This is a genomic window from Shinella sp. M31 (genome assembly GCF_049199205.1).
Taxonomy (GTDB): domain Bacteria; phylum Pseudomonadota; class Alphaproteobacteria; order Rhizobiales; family Rhizobiaceae; genus Shinella.
The window spans coordinates 125,379-139,768 of record NZ_JBLZPH010000083.1 but is presented as its reverse complement, the minus strand read 5'-3'; the positions used below and the strand labels follow the sequence as shown (position 1 = coordinate 139,768).

The 14,390-nt window shown below is 58.5% G+C and carries 16 protein-coding genes and 2 tRNA genes; 3 read left to right on the top strand and 15 right to left on the bottom strand.

All coding sequences use genetic code 11. The features are described from left to right. From ACOZKU_RS14640 to ACOZKU_RS14610, 7 genes are all read right to left on the bottom strand, one after another. Nucleotides 1-1,166 (bottom strand): phage major capsid protein (locus ACOZKU_RS14640; RefSeq protein WP_421579494.1); only part of this gene is annotated, 1,166 nt, incomplete at its 3' end. Between the two features lie 41 nt (nt 1,167-1,207). Beyond that, complete coding sequence (locus ACOZKU_RS14635) at nt 1,208-1,915, bottom strand: HK97 family phage prohead protease (protein WP_421579493.1); 708 nt, start codon at nt 1,913-1,915, stop codon at nt 1,208-1,210. Then, the gene (locus ACOZKU_RS14630; protein ID WP_421579492.1) at nt 1,912-3,162 is read right to left on the bottom strand and encodes a phage portal protein; all 1,251 of its coding nucleotides are present in this window, start codon (nt 3,160-3,162) and stop codon (nt 1,912-1,914) included. Before ACOZKU_RS14630 ends, ACOZKU_RS14635 begins: the two co-directional genes overlap by 4 nt. 33 nt (nt 3,163-3,195) lie before the next feature. Next, a complete protein-coding gene (locus ACOZKU_RS14625) occupies nt 3,196-5,136 on the bottom strand; it encodes a terminase large subunit (protein WP_421579491.1) in 1,941 nt (646 codons plus the stop codon). Next, a complete protein-coding gene (locus ACOZKU_RS14620; protein WP_421579490.1) occupies nt 5,093-5,479 on the bottom strand; it encodes a hypothetical protein in 387 nt (128 codons plus the stop codon). The genes ACOZKU_RS14625 and ACOZKU_RS14620 overlap by 44 nt, the downstream gene beginning before the upstream one ends. Nucleotides 5,480-5,986: 507 nt before the next feature. Beyond that, nucleotides 5,987-6,063, bottom strand: a tRNA-Pro gene (locus tag ACOZKU_RS14615). 4 nt (nt 6,064-6,067) lie between these two features. Further along, nucleotides 6,068-6,143: transfer RNA gene (locus ACOZKU_RS14610), tRNA-Thr, on the bottom strand. 88 nt (nt 6,144-6,231) lie between these two features. On the opposite strand from ACOZKU_RS14610, the gene ACOZKU_RS14605 reads away from it, so the two are divergent. Next, nucleotides 6,232-6,552 carry a hypothetical protein gene (locus tag ACOZKU_RS14605; protein WP_421579489.1) on the top strand — a complete coding sequence of 107 codons (321 nt, stop codon included), beginning with the start codon at nt 6,232-6,234 and terminating at the stop codon, nt 6,550-6,552. Nucleotides 6,553-6,946: 394 nt separating this feature from the next. After that, nucleotides 6,947-7,243, top strand: coding sequence for a hypothetical protein (locus ACOZKU_RS14600; protein WP_421579488.1), 297 nt, complete (start codon nt 6,947-6,949; stop codon nt 7,241-7,243). Nucleotides 7,244-7,401: 158 nt separating this feature from the next. Here ACOZKU_RS14600 and ACOZKU_RS14595 read toward each other — a convergent pair whose 3' ends face one another. The 8 genes from ACOZKU_RS14595 to ACOZKU_RS14560 form a co-directional block, all read right to left on the bottom strand. Then, nucleotides 7,402-8,538 carry a hypothetical protein gene (locus ACOZKU_RS14595; protein WP_421579487.1) on the bottom strand — a complete coding sequence of 379 codons (1,137 nt, stop codon included), beginning with the start codon at nt 8,536-8,538 and terminating at the stop codon, nt 7,402-7,404. After that, nucleotides 8,535-8,759 carry a hypothetical protein gene (locus ACOZKU_RS14590; protein ID WP_421579486.1) on the bottom strand — a complete coding sequence of 75 codons (225 nt, stop codon included), beginning with the start codon at nt 8,757-8,759 and terminating at the stop codon, nt 8,535-8,537. The genes ACOZKU_RS14595 and ACOZKU_RS14590 overlap by 4 nt, the downstream gene beginning before the upstream one ends. A gap of 222 nt (nt 8,760-8,981) precedes the next feature. Beyond that, a complete protein-coding gene (locus tag ACOZKU_RS14585; RefSeq protein ID WP_421579485.1) occupies nt 8,982-11,036 on the bottom strand; it encodes an AAA family ATPase in 2,055 nt (684 codons plus the stop codon). Further along, nucleotides 11,011-11,289, bottom strand: a complete 279-nt coding sequence (locus ACOZKU_RS14580; protein WP_421579484.1) for a hypothetical protein — start codon at nt 11,287-11,289, stop codon at nt 11,011-11,013. The genes ACOZKU_RS14585 and ACOZKU_RS14580 overlap by 26 nt, the downstream gene beginning before the upstream one ends. Then, nucleotides 11,289-11,735, bottom strand: coding sequence for a hypothetical protein (locus tag ACOZKU_RS14575; RefSeq protein ID WP_421579483.1), 447 nt, complete (start codon nt 11,733-11,735; stop codon nt 11,289-11,291). Before ACOZKU_RS14575 ends, ACOZKU_RS14580 begins: the two co-directional genes overlap by 1 nt. Nucleotides 11,736-11,852: 117 nt before the next feature. After that, a complete protein-coding gene (locus ACOZKU_RS14570) occupies nt 11,853-12,074 on the bottom strand; it encodes a helix-turn-helix transcriptional regulator (protein ID WP_421579482.1) in 222 nt (73 codons plus the stop codon). Between the two features lie 76 nt (nt 12,075-12,150). Further along, nucleotides 12,151-12,525, bottom strand: a complete 375-nt coding sequence (locus ACOZKU_RS14565) for a hypothetical protein (protein WP_421579481.1) — start codon at nt 12,523-12,525, stop codon at nt 12,151-12,153. After that, a complete protein-coding gene (locus ACOZKU_RS14560; RefSeq protein ID WP_421579511.1) occupies nt 12,525-13,796 on the bottom strand; it encodes a tyrosine-type recombinase/integrase in 1,272 nt (423 codons plus the stop codon). The genes ACOZKU_RS14565 and ACOZKU_RS14560 overlap by 1 nt, the downstream gene beginning before the upstream one ends. A gap of 389 nt (nt 13,797-14,185) precedes the next feature. Here ACOZKU_RS14560 and ACOZKU_RS14555 point away from each other — a divergent pair, with 389 nt between their 5' ends. Beyond that, nucleotides 14,186-14,374, top strand: coding sequence for a hypothetical protein (locus tag ACOZKU_RS14555; RefSeq protein ID WP_117371086.1), 189 nt, complete (start codon nt 14,186-14,188; stop codon nt 14,372-14,374). Nucleotides 14,375-14,390 lie beyond the last annotated feature (16 nt).

Below are 14,390 nucleotides of genomic sequence, written 5' to 3'. Positions count from 1 at the left end.
ATCTGGATGCGATCCACCAGCGTGTAGGCGCGGGCGAAATCGCCATACGCGATCGGCACGGCACCGGCGCCTTCGGACGGCATGTCCGGAACTTCCACATACGGGTCGCCGTCGATGGTGTTTGGAGCGCCAAGCGCGATGCCGGGCTGCCAGATGTATCCCTTCTGCGCGTCCTTAAGCTTGCGGACGGAACCGAGCGTGGTGCGGTTCATGATCCAGTTCGCATTGCGAGCATACGAGGACTTCAGGCTGTACTTCAGCGTGAAGAGGCCATTTGCCTGGCCGTCGGCGTCAGCAATAGTCGTGGCCGAGCCCGAGTTGTTACCAGTCACACCAGCCGCGACAAGGATGCCCTCCGGACGGCCAACACCAGAGCCGGAGACAAAGGCAGCTCCTTCAGCAACAGCGAACTGCTCGGTAGCCTCGAAGCTGATTTCCGATTCCATGTTGAATGCGGAATCTTCGAGGTTTTGGTTCGAGATGTCGATGAGCGCGTACATCTCGTGGGTCGGGATTTCCCACATGCCGTAGCGCAGGCCATCAGTCTCCGACTTCGTGCCCTGATCAGCGACCCACTGCGCGGCAAACTGGCCGGTGCGCTTCGGGATCATGATCGCCTTCGAGGCCGTCTGGCGAACGCGGGCAAGTGAGCGAACCGGAGAAACGTCGGTGACGCCCTTGATGATTTCACGGATGTACTCGGCCGGGGCGAGGTAGCCACCCTGAGTATCGGTCGCGATGCCCATTGCCTTATATTCCGCCGTGACGTCAGCCAGAGCCTTCTGCTGAGCGGCATTGATGCTGTGCAAGCCGAAAACGGATGCATCGTGGACCGCGCGCGCCCAGGCATTCGCCTTCGACTTGACGTCGTCTCTTCGGAAGTTGTCGTTAGCGGCACTCAATGAAAGACGATTGAGCTTGGCCTCCAGATCGTCGACATGCGCTTTCTCTGCGTCGGCGGCCTTTTTCGCCTCGAGCAGAGCCGCGGTCGCTTTCTGGTTGGCATCCTCAAACGAGGCCAGCGTGGCTTCGATCTTGGTGAGCTTCTCGGTGACGAGCGGGTCGTTGACGCCCTTCTTTTTCAGCTCGGCAATTGCAGCGTCGTTGGTCGACTTGAATTCTTCGAAGGCGGTCATAACCTGTTCGATGGCGGTTTTATCCGTCATGATAATCTCCTGATGATTTTGTAGGGTAGAGCGTGCCGCCGCTAGGCGATCAGCGCCTTGATACGCTCGGCCAGCTTCTGAAGCTCGGAGTCGCTCTTGGTTGCCGCTTCTTCTTCATCACGAAGACCGTCATTCGGCTCTGCTTCGTCGCGAAGCAGCAGGCTTTTGAAGACCGCAACAGCTTTCACGCTGTCCGCCCGCGACAGACCTGCATCACGCAGGCCGTCTTCCATTGCTCGCGGGTTAAATTCGTGTTTCACGCTGGTGACGCGCGATTTGTCGTTGGATGGCTCATCAACGAGAGAAACTTCCCGCAGTATCACTGAATCCAGCTGCCTTTTAGCCCCGTTCTTGCCAGCGGATGCCTTCTTAGGGCGATATCCGATGGACAGGCCGTCCAGGACGCCATCTTTCATAAGAGCGTGAATCCGGCGTCCATAGTCCGTATCGAGGCCCGAAATCTTACCTTCGACGTACAGACCGCGAGAATCCTCCCGCATGGAGGTCCATTTGCCGATCGGGATATCATCGCCGGTAAAAATGTTGATCGCGCTGCCGTGCATAAGCTTCATGGCCGGCAATCGGCCCTTAGAAGCCCACTCCGCCAACGTTTCGGCAAATGCACCTGGCATGATCACGTCGCCATGGCTGTCAATGTTCCCAAAGACGGCGCCATAACCCTTAAATTCGCCGGTAACAGAGTCAATTTCGCTAGGTGCAAACTTGACCTGAAGATGTTCCATGGTCATGCGGCCGTTTCCTTGGGAATATTGTCGTTTGCAGGCGTTTTGGCCGGCTGACCACCAACATTTGTTGGTTTCGGCAGCACCCCGGCCTCCCCGCCGAAGGCGTTGAAGTCCTCTTCTGCGCGAACCTCGTCCTGCGTCATCCAAGCCGGAGCGCCGCCCGACCCGAGAGCCTTGGCATAATACTCGCCGCGGTCCTTGTGGGCGCCGCGAAGCAGAGAATTGACGTTGAACTTGGCGAAAAATGCTGCGTCTTCGTCGCCATCAAGCAGATCGTTGTCGATGGACTGCTCAATGCGGACGATCCACGGCATGAGCGTGTGAATGACGTGAGCCAGGAAGATCTGCTCGGCACTGGCGAATGTCATCGCCTGGCCGGAATGCCCCACCATAGGGGGCAAAACACGGAACGAACGGCAGATTTCCTCGATCTGGAACTTGCGGGTCTCTAGATGTTGCGCATCGACGCCCGTCATAGACTGTTGAGCCCACTTAAAGCCCGAGTCGATGATAAACGGCTTGTGCTTGTTCGGGCCGCCGATCTGAGCGGCAATCCAAGCCTGAATCTGTTTGTATTTCTCCGGATCGATCTTTTGTTCCGTCGAATACGTGCCGGAGGTCTGCAGGCCGTTGGCGTGCATCTCGGCTTGCGTGTTCTCGGTGGCGATCGTCAGGCCAATAGCCTCGCGCGCCTGCCTTACCGCATCCAGACCACGCCATGTGTCCCACGACGGCCCGCGGATGTGCCACACCAGAGACTGGGGAAGCGTCATCGTGCTGCCGGACAGGTCCGTAACGGTGTACGTGATGGAATAGTCGTCGTTCCGCGTGACCGTCACGCAGCCGGGATCAATCGGAATCAGTTCCTTGACCCGATTTCGCACGATATTCTTGTAGAAAAAGGCGTTTCCGGTCAGCGCGAGATGGAAAATCATCGTCTCGCGAAGCGCAAATGACGTCTGCCACTGGTTTGGCTTGCTGTTCAGCACCTTGTAGAGCGGATGCTCTGGCGCCGGCACGCTCCCCTTGCCGTCTGGTAGTTCCTTCATGACTCGCAACGGAACCTGCGCGACGCCTTCCGCAATCACCCTGATGCAGGCGAAAACCGTGCTGACGTCCAGCGCCCGCTCCCAAGAAACAGGAACCCCGGCCTTTGACGTTCTGGCGCCGAAGAAATCGAGCCACACGGGGTCGAAAGACACGGCTTTTTCCTCGGTCTTTCGACCAAGTAGCCTCGCAATGATACCCATCAGGCATTCCTTGTTTTTGATTTGCCCGATGGGCTAGGCGGCTTTCGAATAGTCCGTCGTGGGGTCGAGGACTTCCCAGAAGGATTGACCTTGTGCTGCAGGCGCACCATCAACCGCAGCACCGACAGCCATGCATAGAGCTATGACCGGGTCGATTTTCTGCGTTGACTTCAGTTTGGATAGCCACTGATTGCCCATAAGCGGGTCGGTCTCGACGTGGGCGGCCATAATGGCACCCATCAGAACCGGGCTTTTTCGAAGGCGGATACGCTCTTCGAGGATCAGCGTCTCCAACGCAGCCAAGCTGCCTGGCATCCACAAGCCTAACGGAGGCGGTTCGCCGGCATCTTTTGCCGCCTGAACCTTCTTCTCGTCAGGCTTTGCGCGCTTCTTGCCACCCTGCGGATGGGCAACGCTGTTGATGTCGACGCCATAACCATCGAGCTCGTCGGCGAACTTGTCATAGACGTATTTGTCGTAGGCAAGTACGCCAATGCCATGCTCAGTGTTGAGCTTGGCGAACATCGCGGCGACATGATCGTATCGAATTCGAGCGCCTTCTGGCGCATGCACGTAGCCCTGCTCGAACCACAGCCTGTATGGCAGGTGATCCTGCTTGGTACGCTCGTCCATCGTATCGCGAGGCGTCCACGCCTCAATCCAGGCATCATAGGTCGGGAGGTCAGCTTCCGTTCCGTCCTCTCGGGCAATGCGCTTTGTGCCGGTCTCGACAACGAAAGCCGCCGCCGTCAAGTCCTTTGCCCCTGACAAGTCTAGGCCAGCCGCGTTGATTGGCTTGCCCCTGTGCTCCTCGTAAGGGTCGAAGTCGACCATGACCTTTTCGATCAAGGGTCGCGGTATCCATGAGGTGTCAGCTTCAGTCCAAACGCAAAAATGCAGGCGAAGAATGCCGTTTCTCTTGGACGGGATGTCCTTTGCCTGGTTGACGACGCCAGCCAGATAGTCGTGCTTCAGCGTCACCCCGAACAGGGGGTTTGCCTTCTGCCAGCAGGTCGGATCCGTGAACGGATCGTCGTCCTTGTCGAGCGCGCAAACATACGAAAACGTCGTGTCGTCGATAACTTCGCCCACATAGGTGAAATCATCGTCCGGCGTTGGCGTCCCTGCCGCCACCTTGACCGCGTGCTGGTGCTCGTCCCAACAGATGCTGTTCCTGTCCGAACCGGAGTTCGTGATCATGAACAACAGCGGCTGCCGGCGGAACTTGAAGCCGCGCTCCAGCATCTCAATGACCTTGCCATCCGGATGCTCGTGGATTTCATCGCACAGCGCGATGTACGGGCGGGGACCCGAGTGCGCACCCTCTCGCGAGATGGGTCGAAAGAACGACCGCTTCTTGAGGTATGACAGGTTCCAGACCGGGTTACCACCAGACGGCGTCAGCTTGGACTTCAGCGCCGGAGACTGCTCGTACATCGCGACCGCGTCGCGAAACAGAACGAACGCCTGGTCCTTGTTGGCCGCGGCCGCATAAATTTCAGCGGCCGCCTCGCCGTCCGAAGTTAGGCAGTAGTGTCCTATGCCGGCCGCCAGCGGGGACTTGCCGTTGCCCTTACCTTCCTCGATGTAGGCGCGTCGAAAGCGTCGCAGGATTGCGCCGTCCGATTCCACGCGCTTCCAACCGAAGATGGAGCCGATCTTGAACTGCTGCGACAGGTGCGGGTGGAAGGGCCGCCCCTCGAACTGGCCGCCATTGAGGCGCAACACCGCTGGGAAAAACCGCAGAACACGGTCAGCTGCTGCAGGATCCCAGTGGACGCCGCGTGCTGGCCCGTTCAGGCGGTCGTCGCGATGCCTACGGCAGGCGTTCCGCACATGTGGACCGGCAACAATGTCGCCCCTGATGACCTTTTCCGCGTATTCATCAACCGGACCAGTCGGGTAGACTGGGTCGAAGTGCGAAGGGATGTTACTCGTCGAAGAACTCGTCGGCCGGGTCTTTACGCTCGCCATCCGGTTTTGCTCCAGCCTTGCTGGCATCGGCCGGTGTCGCCCCCATTTGACCGTAGCACTGACGCAGAAGGTTCATGGCTTGTACGCCAACGTCTTCACCCTTCATCATTCGCCCGCGGATGTTCGCGGCGATCGCCAGATGACCTCGGTGGCTCGAGTTGAGCCAGGGCACCTCAGATGCAATCTCGCGCCATGCTTTCTGCGCGAATTCATTCAGCCACTCGAACGGCTCGCCGACAGCGTCAGCGACAACCGGCTCATGGCGCTCCTCGAATTTCTTTCTGCGAACCGCGGCTTGCCCCGTTACCGCAGCCTTTGCCTTCGGCGTGCGTGGCTTTGCCATCGCATACCCTCAACTTTTGAATTGGAAAAATGTACGAAAAACCCCAGCTCCGGTTCCCAAAAGAGGCCCGGCGGCGACTTTTGACCGCCCCCGGGGGGGTAACCTTCTATCATATCACGACCAGATCTCTTCGTCAAGCATAAAATGCAAATAAATCATCGATTTATCGATTTATTTTCATCCATTTTCTGATCAAATCGGCCAACCATCTGGCCCATAGACCACGACCGCCTTGCCGTTGTCCTCTAGCTGCCCTCTCGATGAATGGCATGGCTTGCATGTGCTGATGAACGGCCCGTGCCAGAACTTGTCGAGGTTGCCCTTGTGTCCACCATCAGAGTGGTGCACCTCAGTCGCCTCCGTGACCTCTTCGCGCTCCAGGCACCACTCACACAGGGGGTGAAGCGCCAACTGATGCTCGCGTATCCGGCGCCAACGAGCCGTCTTATACAGACGGCGATAGGCAGCGGCTTCTTCTGAGCGGGGGTCTACCATGACACCTCGATATGGTCAGTGTGGCAGGGCTCGAACCTGCGACCCCGTGAGCCCAAGTCACGTGCGCTACCAGGCTGCGCTACACACTGGTTATGGAGCCGACAGCCGGACTTGAACCAGCCACATCCTGCTTACAAGGCAGGCGCTCTACCTGATGAGCTATATCGGCGTAGATGGTGGACCGCTTCGGACTCGAAGATGTTGCTGCTTCCGTAGGATTGTGCTCGAATGGCAGAATAACAACCGGAGGGATCCACATGCCTGCAGGGGTGCCAAACTTTGAGATAGGCAATCTTCACAATAGTACCGAGGATCCTCGCCGCTGGTGGGGCGAGGTAAAGTTCGCCCATGACGATGAGCTAGAAGGTCGCGATGTCACCCATTGGACGACGGTTAAAGTTCGCGTCATAGCCGATGAAAGCGCAACCGTTCGAGAATTGCGGGAGCTTCTTTTTCAAAAGGCAATCGAGGAGCTGAACCGTGCGTCGAAACGCACTGAAGGAATGACAGCAGAACGTCTTCTTGCATCTGCGAGAGAGACTTTGGCTGACGAGCGCGCAATGAATCGGTTTCTTTGATCGACATACCTGGCTTCTCTACCGCGCAGAATAACAAAAGCGGCGACCTCAACCCGCAGGGAGGCCGCCGCACGATCGCCATGTCGCGAGAGGAGGCGCGCCAAGGCAATGGGGGAAGTTATTGACCGTCGAGAGCGTCTGCCGTGGCATTATCTCAACCTGTGCCGAGCGGCCCTTCTGAGCGCGCCAGCCAATTAGTAAGGCAGCCACCGCAGGACCGAGACCGGTCAACGAGGCGATGTCGCAGGCTAGGCCCTAGAACTGCCAAGGAAAAGCCCAACGGAATGCCGCGTCCGAGCCGCTGGCATCTAGCCGTAGATTGGGCAGATGAAAAACGAAGATGGACAGCCAAATTTAGACATGCAGAAATGAGGTAGACACTCAGAGGACTCCGATGCGCTACGTTCTAGCCTCACTTTTGCTTTTCAGCCCGTCAGCATCTTTCGCATATTGCTCTGAGCCATCCGCTCCGTATTGCGCGACGAGCTTTGGCTCTTTCGACGACGAGGACGATTACGACCGGTGCAAGCGAGAAATGGAATCCTACCAGTCGGACGTTGAACGCTACATGTCCTGCCGCAACGATGAGGCGCAGGAAGCTGTCGACGAAGCTAACAGCGACAATAGCAAGGCACGCACCGAATATAGTAATGCGGTCGATAGCTTCAATCGCCGAGCAAGTAGCTACTGATTGGTTTTTGTAGGTTCGAGGCAGTCCCGGCAAAGTTCGCGAGTTTCGAACGTCCGCCGCTTGCCGGCGCCTCAAAAAAGAAGAGGCCGCGCAATGGCGACCTCCGGGAAATCAATCCCTTCAATAATATACGGCACGGCGGCTCGCTCGACCGGACACTAAGCCGCGATTTTTTCTCCTATCGGGGCAATTTCTGTCCTAGCGGTATCGTCGAAGGCGATGAGTGCGTCGACGGCAGCATCGATCATGTGCGGGCCGGCTTTCTCTGCATACGCTGGCGCCCTCCCCATCGCGATGCCGATTTCCTTAGCGGACGCGTCGGTGATCGCCAGATCTAGCACCTTCGCGTGGTCGCCAAGCAGCCGCCGCAAATGTCTCAGATAGTCGCCGATCTCTATTTGGCGAACGACCTCGGGCTCACGGCCAGCAGCGGCCGAAATCTCTCCCAGCGGCTTCGGCTTTTTGACGCCGCCCACCCACTGCGGACCCGCGACTAGGCCGTCGGGGCATTGGGTGGCTGGCACGGGTAGTTCTTGGAAGGGTACCGAACCATCGACGCGGTGTTCTCGAAGAACCTCGCGCGCTTCCTCGACGCCAGGTAGAGGATCATACATATCAGTAATAGCCGTCGCTGCTGAGCACGGCCGCCGAAGCGACACGGCAGTGAACGGCGACGGCGTTGTCGCTGGAGCCCGCAGGTACGCGCGGATAGCTGCCTCGGGCCTTCCCGGCTGTTCACGCCCCTTAACGCCTCGCGCGCGCTCCACGGGGCGCAGCGCCCTGCCCTTCCTGGTGCGGCCCCATTCTATCATCTCGCCATCGCGGAAGACGAGATCGCCGAGTTCGATGTCGACAGCGCCGTTGCGATGACGGTTGATCGTGGGCTCGATCTGTGCCGCTGCGTAGGTGTTGACGATCCGGCCTGTATGCTCCCATCTTTCTACTCCGTTCACAGTCCAGCCGACGGCGCGAAGCAGTTCTGCTTCGGAAGGACGGACCTCGATCTCTGACTCGTCGGTGTCGTCTTCCGTGGGCTCTGGCGGCATGTAACCAGTGCCGGGATGGAGGAGGTTTCGCCAATGCCTCAGCGCGAATACTCGGGATTCGTCGCCACGATGAGCGAGCCTCGCAAGGGTTGGCCACGCCAGGACGTCCGGCGCCTTGTTGTCGTTGGCCGGCACCGGTCTAGGTTTCTTTGCGGGGACAGGTGTGGTTGTGGTTGCCGGCGAGGCTGCGGCGGCCAGGAGGGCGGAAAGGTTCGAAAAATCACGATTGCTCATCTTGGCCTGGCTCAAGCGGCATCCTCCGTGCGGGTTTTTTTCTTCGGCTGGTTATCGTTGGCAGCGACCAGCGAGCCTGCATCGGAGTTCACGACTGGGCGGAAGGCGGCTCTGTCGCCAAGCCGATCAATTGCCGTACGCTCCCCTCGAGCGAGGTGAAAATCGCGGGTCATTGCTGGTGCTGCTCCGCGACCTGGGAATGCGCCGCCGATGTTTTGAATGCGGGTTCGGATCATTCTGTGCTCCTTCATTTCGGGGATGGCGTTCCCAGACGCCTCCCCTTCTGAAAGAAGGGAAAAACCTGGGAACGTGGGAACGGCTTTATTTTCAACGACTTAGCCGTTCCCAAAATTCTTGGGAACGCTGGGAACGGGAACGGGAAATTCAACATAAACAAGTACTTAGCGTTCCCATTCCCACGGGAACGGCCGTTCCCACCGCTCTCTGGGAACGGATATTCAGCGCGGCGTTCCAGCCGTGAAGGTGCCAATCCCAGCGGCGAACATGCCCGTTGGTACGTCGAGCCATTTTGCGGTTTTCTCACCGCGAGCCGCTACGCGAACGATGTCGCCGCGTTCGAGAGCATCCGCTGCTAAAGCATCGAGCCGCGCCTTGCCCATGCGCCTTAGCTCTTCCGGTAGTCGTTCGCGGAGCTCGAAGAGTCCGCTCGCACCTGTTTTGGTGAAAGGCGCGCCTGCTGCTGCAGCCGCCTCTACCGAAACTACGAGCGCAGCGCGCAGATCGCCCTGCGCGGGTGCCGCCGCACCCAAACCGGCGCTCCTGTCAATCAGAAGACCAGTCTCGTTTCTGGCGTATGTCGACATCATGCGCCGCGCTGCGCCGTTGGCCTTTACCACACCGCCGAGGACGATCTTATTGGGCTCGTGACCGATACCTAAAGATTTGCAGACCCGCTTCGCACGCGCCTCATCCGCCGGCCACATGGCATACGCAAGCCTCAAACCATCGACCAAGGCGGTGCTGCCGCGGATCGCCTCGCGAGCGTCAGACAGCGTCTCGATGGGCGTCTTACTCTTCCGCATGTGATGCGCAACAAGCACTGTCGCTTTGGTCTCGGATGCCAACCGTGCCAGCGAAGAACAAACGAATTGCCCGGCCGTCGGATCTTCATTGAGTGCAAGATGGGCAAACGAAGCGAGCGGGTCGAAGGTAACGAGCCTAAGGTCTGGTATCTCGCGGAGCTGTTCGCAAATCCGCCTGAACTCATCGGTCTCCAAAAGGCCAATCTTCCGATCTTCCCTCCAAAAGGCACGCGCTCCGCCCGCTGAAGGGAGCGGTACCACAATCATCCTCTTTCCAACTGAGGAGTAGCGCTGCTCTTTCTCATCAAGCGCGGCGATACGTCGGTGCACTTCGTTTGCATCATCCTCGCTCGTGATCATCACCGACGTTCCCTCAGCAACGACCTTCCCGCCGAAAATCGGAGATGCGAACTGGTTAGAGCCGAAAGCCACGCGGCGGTGTAGTTCGAGCAGCGCGTATGATTTACCCGTATCGCCAGCGGCTGACACCATGCCTGGAACGCCAAGGGGGATCACGCCGTCGACTAGGTATTCGACCGGAGGCGCCGCACCGACGAAGCGATCGACGGTCCAGTCGAATATTGAGAGGGCGGACTCTGATGGTGGAGTGTTGTCGTTTGCCGGCAGCGGGGCCGCATCTTTGCAAAGCGCTACAAGTTCCTCGGCTGTGCGTCCGGCATCAAACCAGTCGGATACGTCCCCCCGATCTGGCAACCCTGGAAGATCGACGCGGGTGACTGTAGCAATACCGGTTAGGCGCTCGATCGCCGCAGCTGCTTTCCTCTCTCCGGGCACATCGTTGTCGGCAAGGACATAAATCTTCCTTCCGGCGAGCACCGACAAATCATCGGGCCAAGCGCCTTGTGGAGGCGTGGTCGCGAGAAAACCAAATGACGCCAGCCGGTCGGCGTCCTTCTCTCCCTCGACCACGAAGATCGGATCCGTCGTGTTGGCTAGAATCTCCGGCAAGCGGTACAAGACAGAGTCACCACGTCCGGCGAACCAGCCACCATTCCCGTCGGGACGCCGCTGAGTGAAGGTCTTTGGCTCCGCTGGATGCTCATACCGAAGAACCTCGAACAATACTTCGCCCGACCCGTCGACATAATCGTACGTGGCCGCGTGGGCGTACCCTTGTCTCGTCAGGTGACGATCGGTGAATGGCTTCGGCGGCTCCGCGCCTTTGACGAGACGGAGGTGCAATGTTGGCGCCATGTGAACACGGCGTTCTGGCTCCCAGTCGGGCAAGCCGGCTTTCGTGCGAACGTAGTCGCGCAGCCCCAGCGGATCCTCGCCGGCGAATCCGTTGACGACAAACCCCTCTGGGGCGGACGGGTCAATCCGAACAGAAAGCGAGCGGTCTTTTCGGGAATGCCCAGGTGCCGGCGCCGAAATCTGATTGCCGCGAGCTGTGCCGCCCAAGGACTGCGCGATTTGGCGGGGATCAAGCTGTACGGCGGTGTTGCTCATTGGCGGTTTCGTGCCCCTTAAGATGCTGAGTTGCGGCTAAGGTAATGGCTTGCGCCAGTGCCGGTGAAAACGTCGCGGTCCTTCGCCCACCGTTGGCGTTCGCGGCGTAGATCAAACGTCTGCTATCTGCAGCCTCCATCAGCCGCAGACCGAAAAGGCGCACGTCTTGGGAAAGCTCAAGGTCAAAAGTCGCCATGAGCTTCACCGCCCCGCCTCCGTTTCCAGAGGCGGGTTTCAAATCAAGGATTTTCATCAGGCGGCCTTCACCACGCTGGCAGCGATCTCGCTTTGCTCCGCCTCGTACTCTTTCCGCCACTCCTCAAGTGTGGCCCACATGTTGTGATCTGAGTCAAAGACTCCGCCAGCCGGATCTATCACCACCGCGTAGTCGTCAGCATCTTCATGGTAGCCCTCGAAAATTGGGTAATTTCCTGACGCGCAAAGCCGCCAAGCGATTACCGAGCGGTGCCGGTAGTGCAAAGTGCCGTCGCTCAAACGGTCGACGAAGACCGCCACGAACCCGGGTTGGGCGGGCAATACCGGAACAAAGAGGTCATCCATATCCTCGCGGTAAGCCTCCGCGGTCACCTCTCCGCCCGTGGAAAGGAGAAAACGCGTCTGGCCATTTCGCAAGCGCGTAAACTGGACCACGTGATCCGAATTGATGGCCGTGCCTTCTTTGGTGCTGATGATAGGCAAGATTCCTCCTCTTCCGGCGACGAGGCCGGTTTGCTAATGATGGTGTTGATGAATGGGCGCGCTACACGAGCGCCGGTGCTTCGATTAACCTAGGCGCATAGCAACGGGTCAAGGCGGCTAGGCGGCCGCCGGTTCCGGTGTGTTCTGATTTGCGGCACCCCACGTGGACGTGCGAGCACGCTCAGCCTTCCAGGCGTCAAGGTCGGTGACGTCGTAAATGACCGCGCGACCCAGCTTGTAGAACCGTGGGCCTCCGCCGGAGCAGCGAAGTTTGTCGAGGGTGGATTTCGAAAGACTAAGATAGTCGGCGGCCTGCCGAGTACGGATGTTACTTGTCATGGCATCTCCTCTCATAGCGTGGTGATGCCATGAATATGGCCGAGTTTCCGGAGTCATTTTAGGCAAATAAACTGCATTATTCTGCAGTGGCCTCGTCGTGCGCTGCCTTGGATTCGTCATAGTATGCGATGGCTGTTCGGATGTTTGTCTCTGATCGCCCGAAGTCTTCGGAGAGTTTGCGCAATGCGTCCTCGTATTTGACGCCACGACCACGCATTGAATAAAACTCCGTCCCAATGTCGAACCAATAGGCCGGGGCGGATTTTGGCCTTCCACGAGGTTTTTTCTTCGGATCGAAGTAACGGGCGGCCAATCTTTGAGTTTGCGGATCGGCTTGCCCAGCTGCCAACGCCCTAAATAGCAGATTCCTTGCGTCGCCGTCGCGACCCTCGTGGATCGCGCACTCGATCGCAAACGCTTGGGACGAGAAGCCTCCTGGAATACGCGCCATCACTTCTTCCCCAGTGCAGTAGTGATACGGTCGCCGATGGCGTCTGCGGCGCGCTTAAGCGGATCAGTGTCCAAATGCGAATATCGAGCCGTGGTCGCGGCCTGGGTGTGCCCAAGCAACCTGCCCACGATAGGAAGCCCCAAGCTATCTCCAACACCAATACTGGCAAACGAGTGACGGAGGTCATGAAGACGTACCTTCTCGAGCCCGGCCCTTTTCAACACAGCCCGCCACGGTGCGTTAAGATCAGCGCGCGGCTTTTCATCTTCGGCGCCAGCGGATGCGCCAGCGATAACAAACTTTCCGATCGGCGGGATTTGCCGCAGAACTTCCACAGCCGCCTCCGACAGGATGATTGTCTTAGGGCCGGTTTTCGAATCTCCCAAGAAAAGAAGCCCGCGCTGAAAATCTACATCCTGCCATCGAAGATCAAGGATTTCGCGTTTCCGGGCGCCAGTTAGCAGGAGCAAGCGGATCGCAGCCACAGCGTGAGGGCCGAACACAGTCTTCCGATTCTCGGGTTTTGCCGCATTCCTCGCATGCGGTTTCGACGCATCAATGTCGTAGGGGATTCCCGTGGTTTCCGCCTCGATCAGAGCTTCCCCAAGTGCCGACATTTCCGCAACGGTTAGGAAACGCTCCTTCTTCGACTCTTTAAATCGCTCGACGCGGCGGGTAGGATTGTGGCCGTCCGGGACGAGCCCCATATCCTGTCCCCACCCGAACGCGGCCGACAGCACGGCGAGCGAACGGTTGGCAATCGTCTTGCCCGTGTTTCCATTTCGACGCTTGCCCTTGATCACACCCGCCTGCATCCGAGCGACATCTGCAGGCGCCACGAGTGAAGCGCGCATGCTCCCCAGCGCGGGCTTGATGTATCTGTCGATTACCATCTGATATTCGGTCACCGTTTTTGGCTTCCGCTTCGCTGCAACATGATCACGCATGTAGGCTTCAACGAGCGCCGAAACCGAAAGTGACCCGCGCTCCTCCGAACGCGCGCTCGCGGGATCTTCACCCAGCGTTACACGCGCCAAGGTCCGCTGCGCTTCTTCTCGCGCTTGCTCTGGGGACATCGTTGCCGGCGAGCCGAGCTTCAAACGCTTTTTCGAAACGCCACGACCGCCTGCGCCAGGGCGATATTCCAGAATCCAACTAGAAGCACCGGCTGCGGTCATCCTGAAGCCGAACCCTTTCACCGTTTCATCGTAATATGTGACCGTCTTACCTGCTGGCTTAAGCCCAGCGACGACTTTCCGCGTCAATTTCACAGTAGGCAATGTCCCCTCCAGTCGCCACCGAGTCGCCACCGAGTCGCCACCGTTCATTGAAACGTCAGGAAACAATGGGAACGATGCGGCGATAATATAGGCGCAAAACCCCGGAAAACCAAGCATTATTGACATTAGGTGAAACATGCGGCAACTACAGGGGACTGACTTTTAATCAGTAGGTCCAGGGTTCGAATCCCTGCGCGCTCACCACCATTCATCAGCCGATCGATTCCAATAACGCTTTTGTGCTCGGCTCATCCGATAGCGCCAGACCCTCGCTGTTCTGTCCCCAATCCATGGCTCAGGGATCTTCACATTGGAATAACGTCCCGACGGGAACCAATCTGTCTTCCCGCCGTTTGCAGTGAGTCTATGGAGGACAGATCATGGCGATTGAGAACGCGCCTACGGAAACCGGCAAGCAAGGCGGCCGGGGATTGCATAAGGCGACGCGGGCCGAAGAGCGTAAGATCGAGGCCGAAAAAGGGTCGGAGTTGGCCAAGGGCGCCGATCGTTTCGAGGAGCGGTCAAAGAGCTCGGACGGCAAGAGCGCGGGCGAGAAGCAGCGCTCCTGAATCACCGCGTAGAAAA

Excerpts from the sequence above, each read along its gene's own strand:
- ACOZKU_RS14605 (WP_421579489.1), top strand. The coding sequence starts at position 6,232 with ATGCCTGCAGGGGTGCCAAACTTTGAGATAGGCAATCTTCACAATAGT.
- ACOZKU_RS14555 (WP_117371086.1), top strand. The coding sequence starts at position 14,186 with ATGGCGATTGAGAACGCGCCTACGGAAACCGGCAAGCAAGGCGGCCGG.
- ACOZKU_RS14565 (WP_421579481.1), bottom strand. The coding sequence starts at position 12,525 with ATGGCGCGTATTCCAGGAGGCTTCTCGTCCCAAGCGTTTGCGATCGAG.
- ACOZKU_RS14570 (WP_421579482.1), bottom strand. The coding sequence starts at position 12,074 with ATGACAAGTAACATCCGTACTCGGCAGGCCGCCGACTATCTTAGTCTT.
- ACOZKU_RS14620 (WP_421579490.1), bottom strand. The coding sequence starts at position 5,479 with ATGGCAAAGCCACGCACGCCGAAGGCAAAGGCTGCGGTAACGGGGCAA.
- ACOZKU_RS14590 (WP_421579486.1), bottom strand. The coding sequence starts at position 8,759 with ATGATCCGAACCCGCATTCAAAACATCGGCGGCGCATTCCCAGGTCGC.
- ACOZKU_RS14585 (WP_421579485.1), bottom strand. The coding sequence starts at position 11,036 with ATGAGCAACACCGCCGTACAGCTTGATCCCCGCCAAATCGCGCAGTCC.
- ACOZKU_RS14625 (WP_421579491.1), bottom strand. The coding sequence starts at position 5,136 with ATGGCGAGCGTAAAGACCCGGCCGACGAGTTCTTCGACGAGTAACATC.
- ACOZKU_RS14630 (WP_421579492.1), bottom strand. The coding sequence starts at position 3,162 with ATGGGTATCATTGCGAGGCTACTTGGTCGAAAGACCGAGGAAAAAGCC.
- ACOZKU_RS14600 (WP_421579488.1), top strand. The coding sequence starts at position 6,947 with ATGCGCTACGTTCTAGCCTCACTTTTGCTTTTCAGCCCGTCAGCATCT.
- ACOZKU_RS14580 (WP_421579484.1), bottom strand. The coding sequence starts at position 11,289 with ATGAAAATCCTTGATTTGAAACCCGCCTCTGGAAACGGAGGCGGGGCG.
- ACOZKU_RS14635 (WP_421579493.1), bottom strand. The coding sequence starts at position 1,915 with ATGACCATGGAACATCTTCAGGTCAAGTTTGCACCTAGCGAAATTGAC.